Annotated in this window: 22 protein-coding genes and 1 tRNA gene; 7 read left to right on the top strand and 16 right to left on the bottom strand. The window is 68.6% G+C overall.

The annotated features are described in order from the left end of the window. Positions 1-26: 26 nt before the first annotated feature. The 4 genes from thrC to argS are packed head-to-tail and all read right to left on the bottom strand — an operon-like array spanning position 27 to position 5,486. On the bottom strand, positions 27-1,109 hold the full coding sequence (gene thrC, locus WKC72_RS15520; RefSeq protein WP_037238866.1) for a threonine synthase: 1,083 nt from the start codon (positions 1,107-1,109) through the stop codon (positions 27-29). Next, positions 1,106-2,419: a homoserine dehydrogenase gene (locus tag WKC72_RS15515; protein WP_005252944.1), complete on the bottom strand. Its 1,314-nt coding sequence runs from the start codon at positions 2,417-2,419 to the stop codon at positions 1,106-1,108. Before WKC72_RS15515 ends, thrC begins: the two co-directional genes overlap by 4 nt. After that, on the bottom strand, positions 2,416-3,837 hold the full coding sequence (lysA, locus tag WKC72_RS15510) for a diaminopimelate decarboxylase (RefSeq protein ID WP_370183235.1): 1,422 nt from the start codon (positions 3,835-3,837) through the stop codon (positions 2,416-2,418). The genes WKC72_RS15515 and lysA overlap by 4 nt, the downstream gene beginning before the upstream one ends. Continuing rightward, on the bottom strand, positions 3,834-5,486 hold the full coding sequence (gene argS, locus WKC72_RS15505; protein WP_370183233.1) for an arginine--tRNA ligase: 1,653 nt from the start codon (positions 5,484-5,486) through the stop codon (positions 3,834-3,836). Before argS ends, lysA begins: the two co-directional genes overlap by 4 nt. Before the next feature lie 218 nt (positions 5,487-5,704). On the opposite strand from argS, the gene WKC72_RS15500 reads away from it, so the two are divergent. Then, on the top strand, positions 5,705-6,625 hold the full coding sequence (locus WKC72_RS15500; protein ID WP_037238855.1) for a DUF3105 domain-containing protein: 921 nt from the start codon (positions 5,705-5,707) through the stop codon (positions 6,623-6,625). Further along, on the top strand, positions 6,618-7,352 hold the full coding sequence (locus tag WKC72_RS15495) for a DUF305 domain-containing protein (RefSeq protein WP_370183230.1): 735 nt from the start codon (positions 6,618-6,620) through the stop codon (positions 7,350-7,352). Before WKC72_RS15500 ends, WKC72_RS15495 begins: the two co-directional genes overlap by 8 nt. A gap of 9 nt (positions 7,353-7,361) precedes the next feature. Here the strand turns inward: WKC72_RS15495 and WKC72_RS15490 are convergent, their stop codons facing one another. Beyond that, positions 7,362-9,764, bottom strand: coding sequence for a phosphoketolase (locus WKC72_RS15490; RefSeq protein WP_370183228.1), 2,403 nt, complete (start codon positions 9,762-9,764; stop codon positions 7,362-7,364). Positions 9,765-9,930: 166 nt separating this feature from the next. Here WKC72_RS15490 and WKC72_RS15485 point away from each other — a divergent pair. Continuing rightward, positions 9,931-10,006, top strand: a tRNA-Arg gene (locus tag WKC72_RS15485). Positions 10,007-10,217: 211 nt separating this feature from the next. Beyond that, entirely contained in the window at positions 10,218-11,378 is a 1,161-nt protein-coding gene (locus WKC72_RS15480) for a N(5)-(carboxyethyl)ornithine synthase (protein ID WP_037238847.1), read from the top strand. A gap of 72 nt (positions 11,379-11,450) precedes the next feature. Here WKC72_RS15480 and WKC72_RS15475 read toward each other — a convergent pair whose 3' ends face one another. The 11 genes from WKC72_RS15475 to WKC72_RS15425 are packed head-to-tail and all read right to left on the bottom strand — an operon-like array spanning position 11,451 to position 22,725. Further along, entirely contained in the window at positions 11,451-13,109 is a 1,659-nt protein-coding gene (locus tag WKC72_RS15475) for an AMP-binding protein (RefSeq protein ID WP_370183225.1), read from the bottom strand. Positions 13,110-13,162: 53 nt separating this feature from the next. After that, positions 13,163-13,951, bottom strand: coding sequence for a RhlG family 3-oxoacyl-ACP reductase (locus tag WKC72_RS15470; RefSeq protein WP_112298652.1), 789 nt, complete (start codon positions 13,949-13,951; stop codon positions 13,163-13,165). Between the two features lie 11 nt (positions 13,952-13,962). Then, positions 13,963-14,946: an NADPH:quinone oxidoreductase family protein gene (locus tag WKC72_RS15465; protein WP_112298653.1), complete on the bottom strand. Its 984-nt coding sequence runs from the start codon at positions 14,944-14,946 to the stop codon at positions 13,963-13,965. Between the two features lie 35 nt (positions 14,947-14,981). Then, positions 14,982-16,082, bottom strand: coding sequence for an acyl-CoA dehydrogenase family protein (locus WKC72_RS15460; protein WP_370183222.1), 1,101 nt, complete (start codon positions 16,080-16,082; stop codon positions 14,982-14,984). Next, complete coding sequence (locus WKC72_RS15455; protein ID WP_128641818.1) at positions 16,079-17,269, bottom strand: acyl-CoA dehydrogenase family protein; 1,191 nt, start codon at positions 17,267-17,269, stop codon at positions 16,079-16,081. The genes WKC72_RS15460 and WKC72_RS15455 overlap by 4 nt, the downstream gene beginning before the upstream one ends. Before the next feature lie 5 nt (positions 17,270-17,274). Continuing rightward, positions 17,275-18,036: a 3-oxoacyl-ACP reductase FabG gene (gene fabG, locus WKC72_RS15450; protein WP_370183220.1), complete on the bottom strand. Its 762-nt coding sequence runs from the start codon at positions 18,034-18,036 to the stop codon at positions 17,275-17,277. Between the two features lie 10 nt (positions 18,037-18,046). Beyond that, positions 18,047-19,081 (bottom strand): phosphotransferase family protein, encoded by a 1,035-nt coding sequence (locus WKC72_RS15445; RefSeq protein ID WP_370183219.1) that lies wholly within the window; start codon positions 19,079-19,081, stop codon positions 18,047-18,049. Next, positions 19,074-19,856, bottom strand: coding sequence for an SDR family oxidoreductase (locus tag WKC72_RS15440; RefSeq protein ID WP_370183217.1), 783 nt, complete (start codon positions 19,854-19,856; stop codon positions 19,074-19,076). The genes WKC72_RS15445 and WKC72_RS15440 overlap by 8 nt, the downstream gene beginning before the upstream one ends. A gap of 1 nt (position 19,857) precedes the next feature. Further along, positions 19,858-21,111 carry an acyl-CoA dehydrogenase family protein gene (locus WKC72_RS15435; RefSeq protein ID WP_370183216.1) on the bottom strand — a complete coding sequence of 418 codons (1,254 nt, stop codon included), beginning with the start codon at positions 21,109-21,111 and terminating at the stop codon, positions 19,858-19,860. Then, entirely contained in the window at positions 21,098-21,910 is an 813-nt protein-coding gene (locus WKC72_RS15430; protein WP_370183214.1) for an enoyl-CoA hydratase-related protein, read from the bottom strand. The genes WKC72_RS15435 and WKC72_RS15430 overlap by 14 nt, the downstream gene beginning before the upstream one ends. Next, positions 21,907-22,725, bottom strand: coding sequence for an SDR family oxidoreductase (locus WKC72_RS15425; protein WP_370183213.1), 819 nt, complete (start codon positions 22,723-22,725; stop codon positions 21,907-21,909). The genes WKC72_RS15430 and WKC72_RS15425 overlap by 4 nt, the downstream gene beginning before the upstream one ends. A gap of 162 nt (positions 22,726-22,887) precedes the next feature. Between WKC72_RS15425 and WKC72_RS15420 the strand changes: the two genes are divergently transcribed. The 3 genes from WKC72_RS15420 to WKC72_RS15410 are packed head-to-tail and all read left to right on the top strand — an operon-like array spanning position 22,888 to position 25,960. Further along, complete coding sequence (locus WKC72_RS15420) at positions 22,888-23,367, top strand: MaoC family dehydratase (RefSeq protein WP_037238816.1); 480 nt, start codon at positions 22,888-22,890, stop codon at positions 23,365-23,367. Between the two features lie 53 nt (positions 23,368-23,420). Then, complete coding sequence (locus WKC72_RS15415; protein ID WP_112298660.1) at positions 23,421-24,941, top strand: AMP-binding protein; 1,521 nt, start codon at positions 23,421-23,423, stop codon at positions 24,939-24,941. A gap of 5 nt (positions 24,942-24,946) precedes the next feature. Continuing rightward, the gene (locus tag WKC72_RS15410; protein WP_370183211.1) at positions 24,947-25,960 is read left to right on the top strand and encodes an NADP-dependent oxidoreductase; all 1,014 of its coding nucleotides are present in this window, start codon (positions 24,947-24,949) and stop codon (positions 25,958-25,960) included. The last annotated feature ends 16 nt before the right edge of the window (positions 25,961-25,976 follow it).

Genomic DNA, 25,976 nt, shown 5'->3' with positions numbered 1-25,976 from the left:
CGGCGTGGTGGGCGTGGGCGCCACCACTACGCCAGCTCGAGGGCCGACGCGACAGCGACAGGATCGACCGGGATCGGTTGAACCTCAGGCATACCCGCCAACGCCGTGTCGGGGTCCTTGAGACCGTTTCCGGTGACCGTGCAGACGACGGTCAGCCCCGAGTCCAGCCAGCCCTCCTTGCGGGCGGCGAGCAGACCGGCGACGCTCGCGGCCGAGGCGGGCTCGACGAACACCCCTTCGGTCCTGGCGATCAGCCGGTACGCCTCGAGGATCTCGTCGTCGGTCGCCGCCCGGAAGGCGCCGTGCGACTCTTCCTTGGCGTTGACGGCACCGTTCCAGGACGCGGGCGAGCCGATGCGGATCGCGGTGGCGATCGTCTCCGGGTCCTTCACCGGTGCGCCGTGGACGAGCGGTGCGGCGCCGGCGGCCTGGACGCCGAGCATACGGGGCTTCACGCTGGTGAGTCCGTCGGCGTAGTACTCGGAGTACCCGCGCCAGTACGCGGTGATGTTGCCTGCGTTGCCGACCGGGAGCGCGTGCACGTCGGGGGCCTTGCCCAGCGCGTCGCAGATCTCGAATGCCGCGGTCTTCTGGCCCTCGATGCGGACCGGGTTGACCGAGTTCACGAGCCCGATCGTCGGGAACTCCGCAGTGGTCTTGCGGGCCAGTTCGAGGCAGTCGTCGAAGTTGCCCTGCACCTGGATGATCCGCGCGCCGTGCATGACGGCCTGCGCGAGCTTGCCCATCGCGATCTTGCCCTGCGGAACCAGCACGGCGCAGGTCATCTTCGCCTTGGCGGCGTACGCGGCGGCGGAAGCGGACGTGTTGCCCGTGGACGCGCACAGGACGGCCTGCTGACCGCGGGCCAGCGCGTCGGTGACGGCCATCGTCATGCCGCGGTCCTTGAACGAACCGGTCGGGTTGAGCCCCTCGACCTTCAGGTAGACGTCGCATCCGGTGAGCTCCGAGAGGTGCCCGGCGGGCAGCAGCGGGGTGCCGCCCTCGCGCAAGGTGACCGTCTTCCAGTTCGGTCCGATGGCGAGGCGGTCGCGGTAAGCCTCGATCAGCCCCGGCCAGGGGGTGTGAACGGGGTTACGGGTGCCGGTCATTGTTCGGTGCCTTCCAGTCGCAGCACGCTGGTCACAGCGGTGACGAATTCGAGTTTGCTCAGTGCCTCAACGGTTTCCGACAGAGCAGAATCCGTCGCGACGTGGGTGACGACGACGAGGCGGGCACCGTCGCCGGCGCCTTCCTGCCGCACGGTGGAGATGCTGACGCCGTGCTGCGAGAATTCGGCAGCCACTGCCGACAGGACCCCGGCCTTGTCCGTCACCTGCATGTTGACGTAGTAGCGCGTGGGGATGTCGCCGATCGGCGCGATCTTCAGTTTGGCGTACTTGGACTCGCGGGGTCCGCGGCCACCGTTCACCTTGTTGCGCGCGGCCATCACCAGGTCGCCCATCACGGCCGACGCGGTGGGGGCGCCGCCTGCGCCCTGCCCGTAGAACATCAGGCGTCCGGCGTTCTCCGCCTCGACGACGACGGCGTTGAACGCACCGTTGACCGAGGCCAGCGGATGTTCCAGCGGCACGAGCGCCGGGTAGACCCGCGCGGAGATCCGCTCCTTGCCCTCGGGGGTGGTGATCCGCTCGCAGATGGACAGCAGCTTGATCGTGCAGTCGAGTGCGCGGGCCGACGTCAGGTCGGCGGCGGTGATCTTGGAGATCCCCTCGCGGTACACGTCGGCGGCCGTGACCCGGGTGTGGAACGCGATCGACGCGAGGATGGCCGCCTTGGCCGCGGCGTCGTAGCCCTCCACGTCGGCGGTCGGATCGGCCTCGGCGTATCCCAGGCGTCCGGCCTCGGCGAGGGTCGCGGCGTAGTCCGCGCCGGTCTCGTCCATCGCCGACAGGATGAAGTTGGTGGTTCCGTTCACGATTCCGGCGACCTTGTTCACCCGGTCACCCGCGAGGGACTGGATCAGCGGGCGGATCACGGGGATTGCGCCGGCGACGGCGGCCTCGAAGTAGAGGTCGACGTTGTGCAGTTCCGCGGCCTCGGCCAGTTCACCGGTGTGATCGGCGAGCAGCGCCTTGTTGGCGGTGACGACGGACTTGCCGGAGTTGAGGGCCGAGAGGATCAGCTTGCGGGGCAGGTCCATGCCGCCGATCACCTCGACGACGAGGTCGACGTCGTCGCGGGCCACGAGTGACTCCGCGTCGGTGGTCTGCAACTCCTCGGGAATTCCGCGGTCCTTGCCGGGGCGGCGCACGGCCACTCCACGCAGTTCCAGCGGGGCACCGACGCGAGCCTCGAGGTCTTCGCTGTGCTCCCGCAGGATGCGCACGACCTCGCTCCCGACGTTGCCGAGGCCGAGGACGGCCACACCGATAGCGCGATGCGCCGATTCGCTCGTCACTCCTGTACCTCCAAGCTCAGCAGGTCTTCCACGGTTTCCCTCCGGAGGATCACGCGCGACTGTCCGTCGCGCACCGCCACCACGGCAGGGCGGGCGAGCAGGTTGTACCTGCTCGACATCGAATAGCAGTATGCACCTGTGGCCGCGACGGCGAGCAAATCGCCGGCGTCGATGTCCTCGGGCATCCAGGTGTCGCGGATCACGACGTCGCCGGACTCGCAGTGCTTGCCGACGACGCGGGACACCACCGGCGCCGCGTCGCTGACCCGCGAGACCAGTTTGGCCTCGTACTCCGCCTGGTACAGCGCGGTACGGATGTTGTCGCTCATTCCGCCGTCGACGCTGACGTACCGGCGGGTGAGGTTGCTGCCGACGGTGACGTCCTTGATGGTGCCGACCTCGTACAGCGTCACCGTGCCGGGTCCGGCGATCGCGCGTCCGGGTTCGACGGCCAGCGTCGGCTCCGGCAGACCGGCGAGCGCCGACTCGTTGCGTACGATGTCGCCGAGTTTGGCGGCGAGCTGGTCGACCGGCGGCGGGTCGTCGGTGGGGACGTAGGAGATTCCCATGCCGCCTCCGAGGTCGACGATCGAGATCTGGGCGGTCTTCTCCACACCGAACTCCACGACGACGTCCCGCAGGAGCCCGATCACGCGGTGCGCGGCCAACTCGAAGCCGTCGACGTCGAAGATCTGCGAGCCGATGTGGCTGTGGAGTCCCACCAGCCGCAGGTTGCCGGCGGCGAAGACCCGGCGGACCGCGTCGATAGCCTTTCCGCCCGCGAGCGAGAACCCGAACTTCTGGTCCTCGTGGGCCGTGGAGATGAACTCGTGGGTGTGCGCCTCGACTCCGACCGTCACGCGGATCAGAACGTCCTGCACCACACCGGCTTCGGCGGCAACCTTGTCGAGGCGGTCGATCTCCGTGGCAGAGTCGAGCACGATGTGCCCGACCCCGGCCGACACGGCGGCGTTCAGCTCGGCGACCGATTTGTTGTTGCCGTGCATGGCAATTCGCTCCGCCGGGAATCCGGCGTGCAGGGCGACCGCCAGTTCGCCGCCCGATGCGACGTCCAGGGACAGGCCCTCGTCGGCGACCCAGCGGGCGATCTCGCCGCACAGGAACGCCTTGGACGCGTAGTGCACCTTGGCGGTGGGCCCGAACGCACGAGCCATGTCGCGGCACCGGGACCGGAAATCGTCCTCGTCGACCACGAACAGTGGGGTGCCGTACTTCTCGGCCAGTTCGGTGACCGGGATGCCTGCCAGGCTCACGACTCCGTCCGCGCCGCGGTGGGCGTTGCGGGGCCACACCTCGGGAGAGAGTGCGGCGAACGCGGCCGCGTCGGCGGGACGTTCGGGCAGACCGGGTGCGTGCAGCTGTTCGGCGTGCTTGGGACCTGCGGGGTGCGCGTTCACATCTGCTCCGGTGCGCTGACGCCGAGCAGGACGAGCCCGTTGGACAGGACCTGACGGGACGCGTCGCACAACGCCAGTCGCGCGATGTGCAGCGGGCCGACCTCCTCGTCGCCCTGGGGCAGGATCCGGCAGGCGCCGTAGAACCGGTGGTAGGCACCGGCCAGCTCCTCGAGATACCGCGCAATGCGGTGCGGCTCACGCAGATTCGCGGCACTGGTGACGACGCGCGGGTACTCGCCGAGGGTGCGGATGAGATCGCCCTCCTGCTCCGAGACGAGCAGCGAGAAGTCGGGATCCGTGACGGCGATGCCGAGGTCGGCGGCGTTGCGGGCGATCGCCGACAGTCGGGCGTGCGCGTATTGCACGTAGTACACCGGGTTCTCGTTGCCGGTGCTCGTCCACAGTTCGAGGTCGATGTCGATGCTCGAATCCACCGACGACCGGATCATCGCGTACCGCGACGCGTCGACGCCGATCGCCTCGACCAGGTCGTCGAGGGTGATGACCGTACCGGCGCGCTTGCTCATCTTCACGGCCACACCGTCTCGAACCAGATTCACCATCTGGCCGATCAGCACCTCGACGGTGTCGGGGTCGTCGCCGAATGCGGCCGCGGCCGCCTTGAGCCGGCCGATGTACCCGTGGTGGTCGGCACCGAGCATGTAGATGCACAGGTCGAAGCCGCGGGAACGCTTGTCCTGGAAGTAAGCGATGTCACCGGCGATGTACGCCGCGTTGCCGTCGCTCTTGATGACGACGCGGTCCTTGTCGTCGCCGAAGTCGGTGCTCTTGAGCCACCAGGCGCCGTCTTCCTGGAAGAGGTTGCCGGAATCCTTGAGCGTCTCGACGGCCTTCTCCACCGCACCGGACTCGAACAGCGAGTTCTCGTGGAAGTAGACGTCGAAATCCACGCCGAACTCGTGCAGGGTGCGCTTGATGTGGGCGAACATCAGGTCGACGCCGATGGCGCGGAAGACTTCCTGCTGCTCGCCCGCGGGCAGTTCCAGGACGTCGGGGCGCTGCTGCTGCACCTGGGCCGCGATGTCGGCGATGTAAGCGCCCGCGTAGCCGTCCTCGGGGGCGGGGTCGCCCTTGGCGGCCGCGATCAGCGAGCGGGAGAACCGGTCGATCTGGGCGCCGTGGTCGTTGAAGTAGTACTCGCGGGTGACCGCCGCGCCCTGGGTGGACAGGATCCGGCCCAGTGCGTCGCCCACGGCGGCCCAGCGCGTTCCACCGAGGTGGATGGGTCCGGTCGGGTTGGCGGAGACGAACTCGAGGTTGATCTTCTTGCCGTCGAGCGTGTGGCCGGACCCGAAGGCGGCACCCTCGTCGAGAATCTTCGCGACGATCGCGCCCTGCGCGTCGGCGGCGAGGCGGATGTTGAGGAAGCCCGGGCCCGCGATGTCGGCGCTGTCGATGCCCTCGGCCGCGGTCAGCGCCTCGGCGAGCCAGCCGGCCAGCTCACGCGGGTTGGTACCGACCTTCTTGGCCACCTGCATCGCGACGTTGGTGGCGTAATCGCCGTGCTCGGGATTGCGCGGACGCTCGACCGTGAGAGTTTCGGGAAGCACGGACACGTCGAGTCCGCGTTCGACGAGCACTTTCGCGGCGGTTCCGCGGAGCAGTTCGGCAAGGTCAGCTGGAGTCACAGGTATCTATCCTATGGCCAACGCGTCCCGAGCGGTGATCCGCCTTGCCGCGAGTGCCGCCGCGGGCCCGGCGACCGCCGGCGAGCGTGGCCGCGGCCACTCTCCCAGGTTGCGCTCAGGGTGGGAAAGTACAGTGGTATCGCCCTGAGTCCCGGCCCTCAGCTTCCGGTTTCCGGGGGTCGAGCGCCCGTAACCCACACACCGAAAGATCACAATCGATGCCAAGCGGTTCGGAAAGTCGCGGTCCCGATAAGAACTCGGGCGCGAAGTCGGCGAAGGCCATCAAGGCCGCCAAGAAGAAGAGCGGCGGCGCGAAAGTCAAGGGTGGCGCGTCCGCTCCGCGGAACATCCCCTGGCTGACGATCGGCGCCGGAGCTGTCGTTCTCGCACTCGTGGCGATCCTCGCGATCAACCTGGTCCCCAAGTACCAGGCCAAGGAAGAAGCCGCGAAGTACGCGCCGAGCGCCGAGAATCCCGACCCGTCGGTCAACATCGACGGCGTCGTCAAGGTCGACTACCCGGCCGGCATCCACATCCAGCCGACGCAGCGCGTCGCGTACGACCAGTCGCCCCCGTTCGGCGGCCCGCACGACGCCATCTGGGCGACGTGCACCGGCACGGTCTACCCGAACGCGATCCGCACCGAGAACGCCGTGCATTCGCTCGAGCACGGCGCCGTATGGATCGCCTACAACCCGGACGAGCTGTCCGCCGACCAGGTCGAGACGCTGAAGGACAAGGTGGACGGCGAGACGTACACGCTGCTGTCGCCGTACCCGGGCCTCGACAGCCCGGTCTCGCTGCAGTCGTGGGGCCACCAGCTGAAGCTGGACAGCGTCGACGACGAGCGCATCGACCAGTTCATCACCGCGCTGCGGATCAACAAGAACACCTACCCGGAGGTCGGCGCGAGCTGCTCGTCCATCCCGGGCTCCGGTTTCGACCCGGACAACCCGCCGCCGTTCGACCCGAGCGCGCCGGGCGCGGACGCGGTCCCGATGGACGGCGGCGGCATCAGCCCCGACCAGTCGGAATCCGGTGGCGCGGGAGCGCAGCTGCCCAGCGGCATGCAGCTCCCGAGCGACCTGCAGCTGCCGTCCGATCTGCAGCAGGCTCCGGCCGAGGGCAGCAATGGCTAGTTCTGCCGAACCCGGGTACGGACCCGAGACCGACTCCGCCGACGATCCGGCCCCGTCCCGACCCAGTCAGCGCACAGCGCTCCTGGTCATCGGGTTGATCGGCGCCATCGCCCTCGGATTCGCGCTCGGGTTCCTCGCCCGGCTTCCGCTCGAGGACTCCGGTGCCCCGGTTCCGGAGGCCGGTTCCGTCGATGTCGGATTCGCGCAGGACATGAGCGTGCATCACAGCCAGGCGGTGGAGATGTCGGCGATCGCGCTGGCGGGCGCCACCGACCCGGCGGTGCGCGGGCTCGCGTACGACATCCTCACCACACAGCAGAACCAGCTCGGGCAGATGCAGGGCTGGCTCGCCCTGTGGGATCAGCCGGCGCTGCCGTCCGGCGGCTACATGGGCTGGATGGAATCCGAGCACTCCGACGGTCACGACCACGGAACCGCCGACAGCGGGCACATGGGTTCGATGTCGAAGATGCCGGGCATGGCGTCGTCGGAGGACATGGCCGCGTTGCGTCAGGCCACCGGTCCGGCCGAGGACGTCCTGTACCTCCAGCTGATGCTGCGTCACCACCAGGGCGGACTCCCGATGATGGAATATGCGGCTCAGCACGCGTCGGAAGACGCGGTGCGCTCTCTCGCGCAGACGATGGTGGACACGCAGCAGAGCGAGGCGACGGTGATGACGAACATGCTCACCGCGAAGGGCGCCGCTCCCCTCCCGATGAACTGACCTCCGGCTTCACGACCACGTCCAGTCGCGCACCTCGGGCATGTCCTCGAGGTGCGCGACGACGTATTCGCCGTGCCGTTCGAGTTGCCGGAGGCAGAAGTCGGCCAGTTCGACGGCACCGGCCGGTTCTCTCCGCGTACGTCGCAATGCCTCGAGGACCAGGTGATAGCGGCTCATCCTGTTCAGCACGACCATGTCGAACGGTGTGGTCGTGGTGCCCTGTTCGCTGAAGCCGCGGACATGGAACCGGTCCGGGGCAGGGCGCCCGTGGATCAGCTCGTGGATGGCGCGCGAGTATCCGTGGAACGCGAACACCACGTCCGTGTCCGCGGTGAACAGGTCCAGGAACATCCGTGCGTCGAATCCGTGCGGGTGCTCGGTGGGTGTGAGCAACCCCATCAGGTCGACGACGTTGACCACCCGGGTGACCAGGTCCGGCGTGTGTTCGCGCAGCAACTGCGCCGCGGCGAGGATCTCCTGGGTCGGTACGTCCCCGGCGGCCGCGAGCACGACGTCCGGGTCGGCGCCCGCCGCGGCCTCCGTCCCCGCCCACTCCCACACCGAGGCCCCGGCGGCGCAGTGCGCGTGGGCGTCCTCGAGGGTCAGGTACTGCAGGTGCGGCTGCTTGTCGACGACGATGAGATTGACGTGGTCGGTGCTGCGGAGACAGTGGTCGGAGATGGACAGCAGGGTGTTCGAGTCCGGTGGCAGCCAGATCCGGACGACGTCCGGCGCCAGCGGGATGACGGCGTCGATCATGCCCGGCCCCTGATGACTGAAACCGTTGTGATCGTTGCGCCAGCAGGTGCTGGTCAACAGGACGTTCAGCGACGCCACCGGCGCCCGCCACGGCAGGTCCACCGCATGCTGCAGCCACTTCGTGTGCTGGACGAGCATCGACACGCTCACCATCGCGAACGCCTCGTAGCTGGCGAACAGCCCGTGCCGGCCCGACAGCAGATACCCCTCGAGCCATCCCTCGCAGAGGTGCTCGCTGAGCACTTCCATCACCCGGCCGCGGGCCGACAGCCCGTCGTCGTAGTCGGTGACCGGCAGCTGCCAGCAGCGGTCGGTCACCTCGAACACGGCGCCCAACCGGTTGCTGGACGTTTCGTCCGGGCAGAACAGCCGGAAGTATCCACCGCCGTCGGGTGTGGTGGTGGCGGCGTACAGGTCGCGGAGCAGTTCCCCGAGCACCCGAGTGGTTTCGTGGTGGGTGGTGCCGGGTTTCTCGATGGTGAGCGCGTACTTCTCCAGCGGCGGCACGGGAAGATCCGCACGCAGGCGGCCGCCGTTCGCGTACGGCGACGAACCCATCCGCTTGTCACCCTGCGGCGCCAGTCGCTCGAGGTCCGGGACGAGTGCGCCGGCAGAGTCGAACAGTTCGCCCGGGCCGTACGACCGCATCCACTCCTCCAGCTGAAGCAGGTGCGCCTCGTTGGTCCGCACGCCCGACAGCGGAACCTGATGGGCCCGGTGGGTGCCCTCGACGAGCACGCCGTCGACGGTGCGCGGACCGGTCCAGCCCTTCGGGGTCCGCAGGACGATCGCCGGCCACTTCGCGGCGCCACGCCGGCCGGCCCGTGCCTCCCGCTGTAGGTCGGAGATCGCGGTGTGCGCTTCGGTGAGGGCTCGATGCAGCGCCGGGAAGACCTGCCGCGGGTCGTCGCCGGAGACGACGGTCGGCGCCCACCCCTGACCGCCGAGGAACGCCTCGACGTCCGCGTCGCTGCTGCGGCCGTAGACGGTCGGCCCGGCGATCTTCGCTCCGTTGACGTGCAGGATCGGCAGCACCGCTCCGTCGCGTTCCGGGTTGAGGAAGGCGGGGAGTTTCCACGAACCGGACAGGGGCCCCGTCTCGGCCTCACCATCTCCGATCACGCACGCCACCAACAGATTCGGGTGATCGAACGCCGCCCCGGCGGCATGCGCGAGAGCGTAGCCGAGCTCGCCGCCCTCGTGGATGCTGCCCGGCGTCTGCACACTGACGTGACTCGGGATGCCACCCGGCGTCGAGAACTGCCGGCACAGCCGGTGGATACCCGCGGCATCGCGGGACACGCCCGGATACACCTCCGAGTACGTCCCCTCCAGGTACGTGGCGGCGACGAGCGCGGGACCACCGTGCCCGGGACCCGTCACATAGAGACAGTCGGTGTCGGTCCGGCGGATGAGACGGTTCAGCAGGGCGTAGATCATCGACAGACCCGGGCTCGTTCCCCAGTGCCCGAGCAGCCGGGGTTTGATGTGTTCGGGGCGCAGCGGCTCCCGCAGAAGCGTGTTGTCCTGCAGGTAGATCTGCGCGACCGTCAGATAGTTGGCCGCCGCCCACCACCGCAGGTCCAGCTCGAGGTCGGAATCGGAATAGTGCCCGTCGGGGTCCTTCGACCCCACCTGCCGTCCATCGGTCATCCTCGACCCCTCCCCGAGAGTTCGCGAGCGTCCACGTCCTCCCGACACTAGGCGTGTTCGGGCCGCTACCGGGGCGAGTCCACGAAGAAGGGGGACCGATTTGGTCGATCCCACTACCCATGCGCTACGATTGGCCAGCCCAATCGGCACACCGGTTTTCCGGTGCGCCCCCGTAGCTCAGGGGATAGAGCGTTCGCCTCCGGAGCGAAAGGTCGCAGGTTCGAATCCTGCCGGGGGCACCACGAGAAACTGCGTCGCCTGTCGCGGCGCAGCCTTTCTCTCTGGTGCTACCAGTCTTCCCCGAGTGATCTCCTCGGGCTTTGTCGAGAGCTGCAGCCGCGCCGGCAGATGCCGCGCCCATCGATCGAACGCTGGCCTCCTCCAATGCGGGTTCCGCGGCAACAACTCTCTGCCGAAGACTCTCTCCGGCAGTGTCGACCAAGGGACGCCCCTGTGCAGCAACACCGCTCTCATCCACTCACCCTCGGCGTCGTCGCGCGTTCGAGTAAGACCGACGAACGCCGGCTCCCGATCCATCCGCTCCACTTCGACCGGATCGACCCCGATCTCCGTGGCCGCATCCATCTCGAGTACGGCTACGGCGAGCCATTCGGTGTCTCCGACGAGCAGCTGGCCCTGTCGGTGGGCGGTCTGCGCACCCGGGAGCAGCTGATCGAGCAGTCCGACGTCCTGCTGCTGCCCAAACCTCTCGCGAAGGATCTGGCGGATCTGCGTGACGGCCAGATCCTGTGGGGGTGGCCGCACTGCGTCCAGGACACGGAGCTCACCCAGGTGGCCGTCGATCGCCACCTCACGTTGATCGCGTTCGAGGCCATGAACCACTGGAGCGTCGAGGGGTCGTTCCAGCTGCATGTCTTCCACAAGAACAACGAGCTCGCCGGATACAGCTCGGTGCTGCACGCCCTGTCGATCGCGGGTTCGACCGGCGACTACGGCCGCCGCCTCCGCGCCGTGGTCCTCGGCTTCGGTGCCACCGCCCGCGGCGCCGTCACCGCGCTGAACGCCCTGGGCATCCACGACGTCCACGTCGTCACCCAGCGCGGGGTCACCGCGGTGAGCTCCCCGATCCACTCCGCGGAGATCGTGCAGTTCGATCACGACGACGCCGATCCGCGCCGCAGCCACGTCACCACGGACGAGGGCCGGGTGCCGCTGGCCGGGTTCCTCGCCCGGCACGACATCATCGTCAACTGCGTCCTGCAGGACACGGAATCGCCGCTGACATTCCTGATCGACTCGGACGTCGAGACCCTCCTGCCCGGCAGCCTCGTCGTCGACGTGTCCTGCGACGAGGGAATGGGCTTCAGCTGGGCCCGGCCCACGTCGTTCGCCGATCCGACGTTCATGATCGGCGAGAACGTCCGCTACTACGCGGTCGATCACAGCCCGTCCTACCTGTGGAATTCGGCGACCTGGGAGATCAGCGAGGCCCTGCTCCCCCATCTGGGGACGGTCCTGGACGGACCCGCGGCCTGGGACCGCAGCGACACGATCCGGCGGGCCGTGGAGATCCGCGACGGAGTCGTGCAGAACCCCCGGATCCTGTCGTTCCAGCACCGCGCGGCGGACTACCCGCACCCGGTCGTCGCCTGATTGTCGGAACGAACGGGACGCTCGTTCGATCTGACGGAACGAGCGTCCCGTTCGTCCGGGACGGTGGCGGGTTCAGGCCGGGGTGCTGCGGCGCATTTCGCGTCGGAGGATCTTCCCGCTGGCCGTCTTGGGCAGTTCGTCGACGATCACGACCCGCCTCGGGGCCTTGTAGCTGGCCAGCCGCTCCCGGCAGTAGTCGACGAGGTCGTCCGTCTCGACCGTCTGCCCGGGCCGGAGGCTGACGAACGCGGCGACGGTCTCGCCGCGGTAGCTGTCCGGCTCGCCGACGACGGCGGCCTCCCGGACCGCCGGGTGCCGGTAGAGCACGTCCTCGACCTCGCGGGGCCAGACCTTGAACCCGGACGCGTTGATCATGTCCTTCTTGCGATCGACGACGTACACCCAGCCCTGGGCGTCCATGAATCCCACGTCGCCGGTGAGCAACGTGCCGCCGGGCAGCGACTGTGCCGTGGCGTCCGGCTTGTTCCAGTAGGCGGGCACGACCATCGGTCCGTCGACGGCGATCTCCCCGACCTCGAGGGCGTCCAGGTCGTGCCCGTCCTCGCCGACGATCCGGATCACGGCGGAGGGAAGGGGCAGGCCGATCGCCAGCGTGCCCGACGACGGGTCGACCGGCGCTTCCAGGTTCGGCGGGACGACGACGCACGGCGCGCTGGTCTCGGTGAGCCCGTAGCCGTTGCGGATGTACTTTCCGGTCAGCTCCCGGAACCGTTCGACGATGGCGGGGGGCAGCGGGGCGCCACCGGACATCACGGCCTCCAGCGAGGCGAAGCGCTCACCGGAGAAGTCGGGGTGGGCCATCAGCGCCATGTAGGCGGTGGACGGGCCGACCATGAACACCGGCCGCTCCCGTTCGAGGGCGTCGAGCACGACCCCTGCGTCGAAGCGGTACGCGAGGATCAGCGGCGATGCCAGGTCGATCGCGGTGAGCAACTGGCACACCATGCCCGTGATGTGGAACAGCGGTGCGAGCGCGAAGATCGGCGAACCGGCGGGCTTGCTCTCGTACAGGCGCAGGATGGAACTGTTGACGGTGAGATTCCGGTGGGTGTTGGTCGCTCCCTTGGGGACTCCACTCGTTCCGGACGTGTAGGACACGAGCGCGATGTCGTCGGGGACCAGACCGGGATCGGGCACGTCGGCGCCCGCGCGCGCCCGGGCCACCTCGAGCAGGTCCGGCACGCCCTCGGCGCGCACCCGGGTCACTCCCCCGAACACCCGTGCGTCGTCCGACGTCTGGATGTCGAGTTCACTCGCGGTCAGCGCGATCCGCACACCCGCGGCGGATGCCCGCTCCGCCACCCGATCGGCCCACGCGTTCTCGCTGCACACGATCGCGGTGACTCCGGCGTCGGTGAGGATGTGGGAGAGCTCGCCCCGGTACATCGGGTTCAGCGGGACGACGACACCGCCCGCCTTCCACGTGCCGAGCAACGCCAGCACGAACTGCGGGATGTTCTGCAGGTAGATCGCGAGCCGGTCGCCCTTCCTGAATCCGTTCTCCGCGAGGTAGGCGGCCACACCGTCGCTGAGTTCGTCGACCTCGCGGTAGTCGAGGGTGCCGCCGAGGTAGCGGATGGCCGGCCCGTCCGGGGCGGATTCGACCGCGGTCGAGAACATGTCGAGCGCTGTCCGCGCCGGAATCTCCCCTACGGAACGCGTGCTCTCGTCGTACCGGTCCATCCAGGGCCTGTCGTCGTACCAGCTCATCGCCGCCGTACCGCCTCTCGCTCGTTCGGTGTCCCGACTGTCTGACGTGTTGTTCAGCGTGTTCCCGAGATCCCGCCGTCGACGGGAACGACGGTGCCGGTGAGGTAGGCCCCGGCACGCGAGGAGAGGAAGATGGCGGTGCCCGCGACATCTTCCGGTGTGCCGACCCGGCCGAGCGGCACCGATCCCTCGACCGCATCCTTGCGCTCCGGGTCGTCGAGGATGAATGCCATCATCTTGCTCGGAAACGGTCCGGGGGCAATGGCATTGACGGTGATCCGCTCGGCGGCCAGCGTCGCTGCGAGCTTGCGGGTGAGCATGTGGACCGCGGCCTTGCTCGCCCCGTACGAGAAGTTCTCGCTACCCGACACCACGAGTCCGTCGATCGATCCGATGTTGATCACCCGGGCGGGGTCATCGTCCGTCGCCGCGGCCCGCAGACTCGGCAGCAACGCCTGCGTGAGCATGAACACGCCCTTGACGTTGATGTCGAAGATCTTGTCGAAACCGGCTGCGGGGAAATCGTCGACCGGCGCACCCCACGTCGCTCCGGCGTTGTTCACCAGGACGTCCAGCCGGGGCGATACCTCGGCGACCCGCGCCACGAGGCTCTCGATCCCCTCGTCGGTGGACAGGTCGGCGGGGTGTGCGTGACACGTCCCCGGCCCGGTGGCGGACAGTTCGGCCGCGGCCTTCTCGCACGCCTCGGCCTTGCGGGCTGAGATGATCACGGTCGCCCCGGCCTCGACGAATCCCTGCGCGATCATCCGGCCGATTCCCCGCGAACCTCCGGTGACCACCACGGTCTTGCCTGCGACGTCGAACAGTGAACCCATGTCCATGTGCGTTCCCTTCAGGGTTGGAAGACGAGGCGGCCGACGGTGCTGCCGTCACCGAGCCGGCCGATGCCGTCGGCCACGTCCGCGAGCGAGAGCCGCTCGCTGATGAGCGGTTTGATCGCACCGGAGTCGGCGAGGCGGGTCAGCTCCTGGTGGCAGTCGGCGATCGCCTGCTGGTTGTACTGCTTGTACAGACCCCAGTGCAGTCCGATGATCGAGTAGTTCTTGATCAGGGCGTGATTGAGGCCGGGTGTCGGGATGGTGCCGCCTGCGAAGCCGATGATCAGGATCCGGCCTTCGAAAGCGATGCACTTGGTGGACTTCGCGTAGGCGTCGCCGCCGACCGGGTCGTAGACGACGTCCGCGCCGTGTCCGCCGGTGAATTCCTTGACCAGCGGAACGAAATCGTCGGTGTGCCGGTCGATCACCAGATCCGCCCCCAGCCGGCGGCAGTACTCGACCTTGTCGGCGCCTCCGACGACGCCGATCACCTTCGCTCCGGCAGCCTTGCCCAATTGCACTGCGGCGCTGCCCACTCCGCCCGCGGCGGCATGGACGAGCAGCGTCTCCCCCGGCTTCAGCTGGGTGCGCCGGTGCAGTGCGAACCAGCTCGTCTGGTAGCCGATGCTCAACGCCGACGCCTCGGCGTCGTCGAGCGTGGACGGGGCGGCGAACGTGTTGGCCTCGTCCATCACGGCCAGCTGGGCGAATCCGCCGCCGGGCAGGTTGGGGTTGCCGATCACCCGGTCGCCGACGGCGAAGCGGGTCACGCCGTCCCCGGCCGCCACCACTTCGCCGCACAGCTCGACTCCGGGTGTGAACGGCAGCGGCGGCTTGATCTGGTACTCGCCGCGGCACAGCAGCACGTCGGGGAAGTTCGCCGGTGCGGCGAGAACCTTCACCAGCACCTGGCCGGGGCCTGCCGTCGGGTCCGGGACCTCCTCGAGTTGCAGCGCGGTGCGCGGCTCGCCGAGTTCGTGGACACGCCATGCCTTCATGGATTGCTTCCTGACTGTCGGTGATGGAGCTCGGGTTACGCGGGCAGGTCGATCAGGTCGGCCAGGCGCGCACGGTGACGGTAGGCGGTGCCGAACGCGAGCTGATCGCTCTTTGCCCTCTTCAGATACAGGTGTGCGGGGTATTCCCACGTCATACCGATCCCGCCGTGCAATTGGACGCACTCCTCGGCGGCGTGGACGGCGACGTCGCTGCAGTACGCCTGCGCGACGGCAGCCGCGACCTCGGCGTCCGCGTCGCCCCGGGCTGCGGTGTCCGCGGCGTAGCGGGCGGCGGCGGCCGCGGAGGTGACCTCGAGCCACAGGTCGGCGAGGCGGTGCTTGATCGCCTGGAACGAGCCGACGGCGCGGCCGAATTGGGTTCGCTCCTTGACGTACGCCAGGGTCGTCTCGAAGCACCACTGCGCGAGTCCGAGTTGCTCGGAGGCGAGAAGTGCGGCACCGACGACGAGGGCCTCACGGACCGCCGCCGCGGCGTTGCGGTCGTCGATGCGGGTGGACGCGGCGGCGTCGAACACGACATCCGACAGCGGCCGGGTCATGTCGAGCGCGAGCACGGGCGTGACCGTGACGCCCGCGGTGCCGGCGGGCACCGTGTGCAGTTCGAGTCCACCGGGACCCTCCACGGGCACGATCAGGATGTCGGCCTCCGAGACGCCCGCGACACTGGTCACGGTGCCGGTCAGGGTGTCGCGCGCCCGGCGCACGGTCGGGGTGAACCGCCCCGGTGCGGTCGCGAGCCCGACCGTGAGTGCACCGGTGGTCGTCCCGTCGGCGAGTGCTCCGACCGTTCGTGTGTCTCCCGCCTTCAGCAGGGCGACCGTCGCGAGCACGGCGCTGGAAAGGTACGGGACGGGCGCGACGGCACGTCCGATCTCCTCCATGACCACTCCGGCCTCACGTGCGCCGGCGCCGGCGCCGCCCAGGTCCTCGGGGACGAGCAGGCCCGCGAGTCCGAGTTCGACGGCGAGGGATTTCCATACTCCGGAGAAGTCGGCGGGTGCCCGGTCGTACGCCCCGACCACCAGTTCCGGTGGGCAGCGGTCCGCGAGGAGGCGGCGGACGGAGTCGCGCAGGGCGTCTTCCGTGTCGGAATACAGCAGATCTGCGGTGCTCATCGGGGCAGGTCCTTCCAGGCGATGTCCTTGTCGACGCGGTGCTCCGGCGGGAGGCCGAGGACGCGTTCTGCGATGACGTTGCGCAGGATCTCGGACGTGCCGCCCTCGATCGAGTTGCCTTTCGCGCGCAGGTACCGGTAGCCGGGTTCACGGCCGGTGAAGTCGACCTTGTCGGGTCGGCGCATGGTCCAGTCGTCGTACCGCAGCCCGGCCTCGCCGTGGAGTTCGATGTCGAAACCCGAAATGGTCTGCGCGAGCCGGGCGAAGGCCAGCTTCAGGCCGGATCCCTCCGGGCCGGGTTGCCCGGCCTCGAGTTGCTGCCGCAGGCGTTCCCCGGTCAGCCGGGCGACCTCCGCTTCGACCCACAGCCGGAGCAGTTCGTCGTGCATCGCGGGGTCGCGGAGTTCGGGTTGCTCGCGCCAGGCCTGGGCGACCGGTCCGATCATGCCGCTCTCGCGGGCGGCGGCGGAACCGCCGATCGCGACGCGCTCGTTGTTGAGGGTCGCGGTGGCCACCCGCCAGCCCTGCCCCTCGTCACCGAGCCGATCGGCATCGGGAATGTGGACGTCGGTGAGGAACACTTCGTTGAACTCGGCCTCACCGGTGATCTGCCGCAACGGCCGGACGTCGATACCGGGATCGCTCATGTCGCACAGGAAGTAGGTGAGCCCCGCGTGCTTGGGCACCGTCGGATCCGTCCGGGCCACGAGGATCGCCATCTGCGCGTTCTGCGCCCCCGACGTCCACACCTTCTGCCCGTTGACCGTCCAGCCGTCACCCTCACGGACGGCTCGCGTCGCGACCGCGGCCAGGTCGGAGCCCGCCCCCGGTTCGCTGAACAACTGGCAGTAGATGTGCTCGCTGGTGAAGATCGGCCGAAGGTACTTCTGCTGTTGTTCCTCGGTACCGAACGCGGCGATGGTCGGCGCGGCCATGCCCAATCCGATCCCGTTGCGGCCCTTCGCCGGACCGGGCGCTCCGGCGGCCGCGAGTTCGGCGTCGACCTGCGCCTGGAAGCTCTGCGGCAGACCGAGTCCGCCGCGTCCCGGCGGGAAGTGGACCCACGCGAGGCCGGCGTCGAATCGAGCTCCGAGGAACCCGGCCGGATCCGACAGGTCGTTCCGTTCGACGAGGGTCGCGACGCGATCGCTGAGGTCGCGTGCGATCGCCTGTTCGTCAGTGGTCATGTTCCTCAGTCCTTCGGTCCGCCGGCCACGTAGATCACTTGCCCGGACACGAATCCGGCTCCCTCACTCGCCAGGAACGACGCCGTGTTGGCGATGTCCTCGGGCTGTCCGACGCGGTTCACCGGGATCTGCGACGCCGCCGCCTTCTTGAAGTCCTCGAAGCCGACACCCACCCGCTCGGCGGTGGCGGCGGTCATCTCGGTCTCGATGAAGCCGGGTGCGATCGCGTTCGCGGTGACACCGAACTTGCCCAGTTCGATGGCGAGTGTCTTGGTGAAGCCCTGCATGCCGGCCTTGGCGGCCGAGTAGTTGACCTGCCCGCGGTTACCGAGCGCCGAGGTGCTGGACAGGTTCACGATGCGCCCGAACCCGGCGTCGACCATGTGCTGCTGCACGGCCCGCGACATCAGGAACGCACCGCGCAGGTGCACGTTCATGACCGCGTCCCAGTCGTCGACGGTCATCTTGAACAGCAGGTTGTCGCGGGTGATTCCGGCGTTGTTGATCAGGATCGTCGGGGCACCGAGTTCGTTCGCCACCCGCTCGACTGCCGCAGTCACCGATGCCTCGTCGGCGACGTTCGCGCCCACGGCGAGTGCCCGGCCCCCGGTGGACTCGATGGCGTCGACGGTTGCCGCGCAGGCGGACTCGTCGAGGTCGAGCACCGCCACAAAGTACCCGTCGCTCGCCAGTTTTTTCGCCACCGCGGCACCGATGCCCCGTGCCGCGCCGGTGACGATTGCCGTTCTCTTCATGAAGTTCTCCATCGTCGTTCGATCAGATTCCGGCCCGGGCGGCGATGTCGCACGCCTTGGCCACGAGGTCGTCGATGCGCTCGACGGTCGGGGTGCCGGCCGCCGCCTTGTTCTGCGGTTCGTCCCGTGCACGGCGCATGACACCCTCCGCGATGACCGCGACCTTCCACAAGCCGAGGACGTGCCAGAACGCCAGGGCTTGCGGGTCGCGCCCGGTTTCGTCGAGGTACACCCCGGCGATCTCCACCCGGTCCGGGAAACCGTCGAGGGTGGACGCGGGGAAGTCGCCGCCGGTGGTCTCGCCCGGCTCCGGCCAGTACGCAAGCAGGCTGCCGACGTCGGCGAGCGGGTCGCCGAGGGTGCACAACTCCCAGTCCAGGGCCGCGGTCACCTCCCCGGTCTCGTGGGACGTGATGACATTGCGGAGGTGGAAGTCGCCGTGCACCAGTGTCAGTTCCCGCTGCTCCGGGACCGAGGCGGCGAGCCGCCGTGTCAGGTCGTCGAGGGCGGGCAGCTCGCGGGTCTTCGATTTCTCCCATTGACCCGACCACCGTTTGAGCTGACGTTGCGCGTACTGCTTGTGGCTGGCCAGGTCGGTCAACCCGGTCCGGTCGAGGTCCACCGCGTGGATCTTCGCCAGCGTTCGCGGCAGCGACAGACCGATCGCCCGGCGACGTTCCGGGGTCAGGGACTCCGCGATCGACATGCGGTCGACGACCTGGCCGTCGACGAACTCCATCAGGAGCAGCGGTACCTCGGTCACCCCCGGGTCGTCGGTGAGCCCGAAGACCCGAGGGGTGGGCACCGCGGTGTCCTCGAGGGCGGAGAGGATCCGCGCCTCGCGGGCGACGTCGTGGGCCGACGCCAGCAGGTGTCCGAGGGGTGGGCGCCGGAGCACCCATCTGCCACCCGCCCGGTCCTGGACCAGGTAGGTGAGGTTCGACTGGCCGAGGCCGATCCGGTCGAAGGTCAACGGTCCGGCACTGTCGATGCCGAGCGTGCCGAACCAGCGGCCCACGGCCTCGGTGTCGATGCCGACGACGTCCACGCTAGACACCGAGCTGGGCCCCCTGCCGGAACGGGACGGCGTCGCCGAGCAGTTGACCGCCGTCGATCACCATGGTCTCGCCGGTGATCCAGCTCGCGGCGTCGGAGACGAGGAACGCGACCGCGGACGCGATGTCCTCGGGTTCGCCGATCCGCCCCATCGCCGTGGACGCCGACACGGACTGCTCGTGTTCCTTCCAGAGCGCCTCGGCGAGCTTGGTCCGCACCACACCCGGGGCGACGGCGTTGACCCGCACCTTCGGTGAGAGTTCCAGTGCCAGTTGCTTGGTGACGTGGATCAGGGCGGCTTTGGACGCGTTGTACAGGCCGATGTTCGCCTCGAACGCCATGCCGCCGATGGAGGCGGTGTTGACCACGGCTCCGCCGTGCTCACCCATCCACGCCTTCGTGGCGAGTCCCGTCCACAGCACCGGCGCCCACAGGTTCACGTCGAAGGTCTTGGCGAATCGCGCGTGGTCCTGGTCGATGATCGGCCCGAACGAAGGGTTCGTTCCCGCATTGTTGACCAGGATGTCCAGGCTGCCGAAACGCTTGAGGGTGACGTCGACGCAGCGCCGGGCGGCCTCTTCGTCGACGGCGTGGGCGGCGACTCCGATCGCGGTGCCCCCGACCTGGGCCGCGGCGGCGTCGGCCGATTCCTGCGACCGTGAGGTGAGCACCACGTTGCCGCCGGCGGCCGCGATGGCCTGGGCGACGGCCAGGCCGATGCCCCGCGAGGCGCCGGTGACGATCGCGGTGCGTCCGGTGAGGTCGAGTCCGGCCATGTCAGCTCACCGCAACCTTGTGTCCGTTGGTGGAGGCGCTGACGGCGGTGACGGGGTACTGCCGGAGTTCCTGCCGCGCGATGGCGCGCTTGTGGACCTCGTCGGGACCGTCCGCCAGGCGCAGCGTGCGCAGGTGCGCCCAGGCCATGGCGAGGGGGAAGTCGTCGGTGACGCCGGCCCCACCGTGCACCTGAATCGCCCGATCCACAATCTTCAACGCAATATTCGGAGCCGCCACCTTGATCGCCGCGATCTCCGTCCGCGCCTCCTTGTTGCCCACCGTATCCATCAGATACGCCGCCTTCAGCGTCAACAACCGGATCATCTCGATCTCGATCCGCGCCTCCGCAATCCAATCCTGAACATTCGCATTCTCACTGACCGGCTTGCCGAACGTCACCCGCGACGACGCCCGACGACACATCAACTCCAACGCACGCTCCGCCATCCCGATCGCCCGCATGCAGTGGTGAATCCGCCCCGGACCCAACCGCGCCTGCGAAATCGCGAAACCCTCCCCCTCCCCCTTCAGCACATCCGCCACCGGCACCCGCACATCCGCGAAATCGATCTCCGCATGCCCCTCACGATCCTGATACCCGAACACCGGCAACCCCCGCATCACCGTCACCCCCGGCGCATCGATCGGCACCACCATCATCGACTGCTGCCGATGCGGCGCCGCCGACGGATCCGTCTTCCCCATCACGATCAACACCCGACAGTTCCGGTGCAACGCATTCGACGCGAACCACTTCCGGCCGTTGAGCACATACTCCTCACCGTCCCGCACCATCGACAACTCCACATTCGTCGCATCCGAACTCGCCACCGCCGGCTCCGTCATCGCGAACGCCGACGCCATCGTCCCCTCCAGCAACGGCCTCAGATACTTCTCCTTGTGCTCGGCCGTACCGAACAACTCGAGCACCTCCATGTTGCCCGTATCCGGCGCATTGCAATTACACGCCTCCGACGCAATATGACTGCGCCCCATGATCTCCGCCAACGGCGCATACTCGAGATTCGTCAACCCCGCACCCGTCCCCGGATGCGGATGGAACAAATTCCACAACCCCCGGCGCCGCGCCTCCGCCTTCAACTCCTCCAACACCGGCGGCTGGAAATGCGGATCACCCGACTCCCGCATCTGCTCCTCGTACACCGCCTCCGCCGGATACACATGCGAATCCATGAACTCCAGCAGATCGGTCTGCAACTGCTGGGCGCGATCCGAGATGTCAAACAGGGACATAGGAACTCCTGACGGGTAGTGAGGGAAACGTGGGTGTGCGCTTGTCGAGGTGACTCTGTACGCCCTCGACGAGATCGGCCCCGCGGAACGCCTGCAACATCAGGCCTTCCGCCCGGGCCACGGACTCGGCGTAGGTGCCGTCCGCGTCGTTCTGTATTTGGTCCTTGATGACGGCCATCGACGTCGGGGAGCAGTGCGTCGACAACTGCTCCGCATAGGCGACCGCGGCGTCGACGACCGAACCGTCCGGCGCGAGGTGGTCGACGAGTCCGATGCGCAGTGCCTCCTCGGCGTCCACCATGCGGCTCGACAGCAGCAGGTCGGTGGCCCGGCTGCGTCCCACGAGCCGGGGCAGCAGCCAGGAGATGCCGTATTCGGCGATCAGCCCGCGCTTGGCGAAGGCGGTCGTGAACCGGGCGGACGCGGAGGCGAACCGGACGTCGCAGTAGAGGGCCTCCACCATTCCGAGCCCGGCGGCGACCCCGTTGATCGCCCCGATCAGCGGCTTGTGCAGCGTCGCGGGAAGGTCGCGGGGGCGCGGCCAGAGGAGGTCCGCTTCGGAGACGTCACCGACGGCCTGCAGGCGTCCGAGGTCGGCGCCGGCGCAGAATCCGCGCCCGGCTCCGGTCACGACGATCGCGCGTACGCCGGGGTCGTCCTCGGCGTCGTTCAGCAGCGTGAAGTACCGGTCCTCGAGGTCGTCGGTCCAGGCGTTCAGCTTGTCCGGCCGGTTGAAAGTCAGCACCAGGACCGGTCCGCGCCGCTCGGCGAGGACCAGGTCCGCGTGCTCGGGTGTCACGCGTGCTCCAGCAGCGAACTCTGGTAGCGGCGCATCCCGCGCAGCCAGCGGTCGTAGTCGGACCCCTTCTGCCGGTACATGGCGAGGACGCTCTCGTGGGGCAGGATCAGGAACGTCTCCCGGTCCACGGCGTCGAGCACGATGTCGGCGACCTGCTCCGGCTGCAGCACGTCGCCTGCCGAGACGACGGCCCGGGTGGCAGCGACACCGAGTGGATCACCCGAGTTCTCGCCGGAGCGCATCAACTTCGTCTCGACTCCCATCGGACAGAGGCAGCTGACCCGGACTCCGTTGTCCCCGTAGGTGACCGACAGCCACTCGGAGAACGCGACGGCCGCATGCTTGGTGACCGCGTAGGTGGCCGAGCCGATCTGGGTGAGGAGCCCGGCCGCGGACGCGGTCGACACGAAGTATCCCTCGCCCCGCTCGACCCACTTCGGCACGAGTTGCCGGGCGGCGCGGACGTGGGCGCGGACGTTGACGTCGATCGCGAGATCCCAGCCGGCGTCGTCGGCGTCGAGACCGGGTGCTCCCGCGATGCCGGCGTTGGCGAAGTAGAGATCGACCGGGCCGAACTCGGTCTCGGCGCGGTCGATGATGCGCCGGATCTGGTCGGTGTCCGCGACATCGGCGCCTTCGGCGAGGGCAGTTCCGGGGTGGCGTGCGTTGATTCCGTCCGCAACCGCGGCGGCTGCGTTCGGGTCGAGATCGGCGACCAGCACCTTGGCGCCCTCGTCGGCGAGACGGTCCGCGATCGCCCCGCCGATACCGCCTCCACCGCCGGTCACGATGGCGACCTTCTGTGCAACCTTCACGAGGTGTCCTCTCCTTCGCCGTGCGTTGTGACTCGCGTCTCTCTTTTGTATAGTTGAATCCGTCGTCAAGTTCAAGTGTTGGAGTTCGACGAACACCTCGAAGTTCGATGCAGCCAACGTGACACATCCAGGCCCTGCACCACCCGGAATTGAGGGAGACAGATGACCGACACCACCGCACTGCCCGTTCGCCCCGCGAGCTTCGACGAGCTCACGGCGTTGATCGGCAAGGAGCTGGGCCCCACCGACTGGCACGACGTCACCCAGGAACGCGTCAACGCCTTCGCCGATGCGACCGGCGACCACCAGTGGATCCACATCGATCCCGAGCGCGCCGCCGCCAGCCCACTCGGCGGCACCATCGCGCACGGGTTGTACAGCCTGTCCCTCGGACCGGCGCTGTCGTCGACCCTGCTGCGGTTCGACGGGTTCGCCCACAGCCTGAACTACGGCTACAACAAGGTCCGATTCCCCGCGCCGGTGCCGGTGGGTTCACGCATCCGGATGCGTGCCACCGTGCAGTCCGCGGAACAGGTCGGAGGCGGCATCCAGGTGACCATGAGCCAGGTCGTCGAGCGCGAGGGCTCCGACAAGCCGGTGGTCGTGTCCGAATCCGTCGCCCGCGTCGTCGAGGCCGGATAACCGCCCGTGCCGTCGAGGCCGGAAAAACCTGTACCGCGTCGGAGGTTGACGACATGGCAAATGTGATCGATCCGGTGTCCCGCCACGCGGACGCCACTCCCGACAACATCGCATTGCGGGGCGCGGAGAGCACCCTGACGTACGGGCAGTTGCGCGACGCAAGCACCCGGTATGCGGGGGCACTCACCGAAGCGGGCCTGTCCCCCGGCGACAGAATCCTCCTGGCCGCACCCTCCGTGCCCGAGTTCGTGGTGGCGTATCTGGGAATTCAGGCGGCGGGGTGCGTCGTGGTCCCGGTGAACACGATGTCCACCCGGCCCGAGACCGAGTACGTCCTCGCCGACGCCGGCGCCGCGCTCGCCATCGTGTGGCACGAGCTCGGGCCGGCGATCGGCGACGCCGCGTCAGGGTTGGGCATCCCCGTCTGGGCGCTCGCACCCGACGCCGCGGCATCGGACGCCGAGCCGGTCCCCGTCGCCGCACGGGACCGCGACGACACCGCCGCGATCCTCTACACGTCCGGCACCACCGGGCGGCCGAAGGGCGCGGAACTGACGGTCGGGAACCTACTGTCCGGCGGTGAGATCGGCGCCGAATGCAGTCGCGGTTCGAGTGACGACCGGACGGGCACCGGGCTTCCGCTGTTCCACGTCTTCGGTCAGGCCTCGGTCATGATGGCGACGTTCACGGGCGGCGGGTCGTTGTCGCTGCTGGCGAGGTTCGACCCGGCCGCGATGCTCGCACTCCTGCGACGCGACCGGCTCACGATCATGGCCGGCGTGCCGACGATGTGGAACGCGATGCTGCACGCCGCGGACGGCGCCGACTCGCAGGACTTCACGCAGCTCCGCATCGCCATCTCCGGAGGCGCATCGTTGCCGGGCGAAGTGGCCCGCGAATTCGAGTCCCGCTTCGGGTGCACCATCCTCGAGGGATACGGGCTCACCGAGACCACCGCATTCGGGACGTTCAACGACATCGACCGCGGCGGCAAGATCGGCTACACCGGGCGCGCGGTGCCACGGCTGGAGGTCCAGGTGCGGGACCACGACAACGTCGCCTGCCCTCCCGGCACCGTCGGCGAGGTGTTCGTGAAGGGGGCGACCGTGATGAAGGGCTACTGGAACCGGCCGTCCGACACCGCGGCCGTCCTGGACCCGGACGGGTGGCTGCGTACCGGGGATCTGGGCGAGATCGACGCGGACGGGGACCTCCGCATCGTCGATCGGGTGAAGGACCTCATCATCCGCGGCGGCTACAACGTGTACCCGAGTGAAGTCGAGGAGGTGCTGTACACACACCCCGACATCCTCGAGGCCGCCGTCGTGGGTGTTCCCGACGATCACTACGGCGAGGAGGTGGCCGCAGTGGTGGCCACCGTCCCCGGTTCCGGTCTGGACGGCGGCGAGCTGACCAGCTGGGCGCGGGAACGACTGTCCGCATACAAGATTCCCCGGATCGTCGCGATCGTCGACTCCCTCCCGAAGGGGTCGACGGGAAAGATCCTCAAGCGGTCGATCGACCGGACAGCACTGAAGAACGACGCACTGACCGCAGAAGTACCCGAAAGGTGAACACCGTGACATCCGTGAACAGGCAGGTCCGGCTGGCGGAGCGCCCGGTCGGCCGACCCGACGACTCCACCTGGGAGATCACGTCGGAACCGATCCCCGAACCCGCGGACGGCGAATTCACCGTGAAGGTGGGCTACGTGTCCCTCGATCCCGCGATGCGCGGATGGCTCGACGACGTGAAGTCGTACGTGCCGCCGGTGGCGATCGGTGAGGTGATGCGCACCCACGCCGTCGGCCGGGTGGTGGCGTCGAAGAACGCGAAGTTCCCGGAGGGACAGCTCGTCTCCGGGCAGTTCGGCGTGCAGGAGTTCGCGATCTCCGACGGCCGCGGCGCTCTCGCCGTGGACGAGTCGCTCGCCCCGGCGCCGACGTGGCTGGGCGCGCTCGGGTTCCCCGGAATGACTGCCTACTTCGGCCTGACGGACGTCGGCAAGCTGGAGAAGGGCGACACCGTGCTCATCTCGGGAGCGGCGGGGGCGGTCGGGAGCATCGCCGGGCAGATCGCCAAGCTGAAGGGCGCCACGGTGATCGGCATCGCCGGCGGGCCCGAGAAGTGCGCGTGGCTGACCGAGGATCTGGGTTTCGACGCGGCGATCGACTACAAGGCGGGATCGGTCGGTAAGGCCCTGCGCGCCGCCGCACCGGACGGAATCGACATCTACTTCGACAACGTCGGCGGCGAGATCCTCGACGCCGCACTCGGCCGGCTCCGCAAGAACGCCCGGGTCGCGCTGTGCGGCGCGATCTCCGGATACAACGCCACCGACCCGCAGCCCGGCCCGTCCCGGTACCTGTCGCTACTGGTCAACCGGGCGTCGATGACCGGGTTCATCGTGTTCGACTACCTCGACCGGTTCCCCGAGGGCATGGAGGCGATGTCGGAGTGGATCCGCGACGGTGAGATCGTGACCCGCGAACAGGTCGAGACCGGGGGCGTCGAAGCCTTCGGCCGCACACTCAATCTGCTGTTCGACGGCGCCAACACCGGAAAACTCGTGCTGGAGATCGGCAACCACTGACAGCACTCCCGGAGGG

The organism is Rhodococcus wratislaviensis, from assembly GCF_041228765.1.
Lineage (GTDB): Bacteria > Actinomycetota > Actinomycetes > Mycobacteriales > Mycobacteriaceae > Rhodococcus_F > Rhodococcus_F wratislaviensis.
This window is presented reverse-complemented; position numbering and strand designations above follow the sequence as displayed.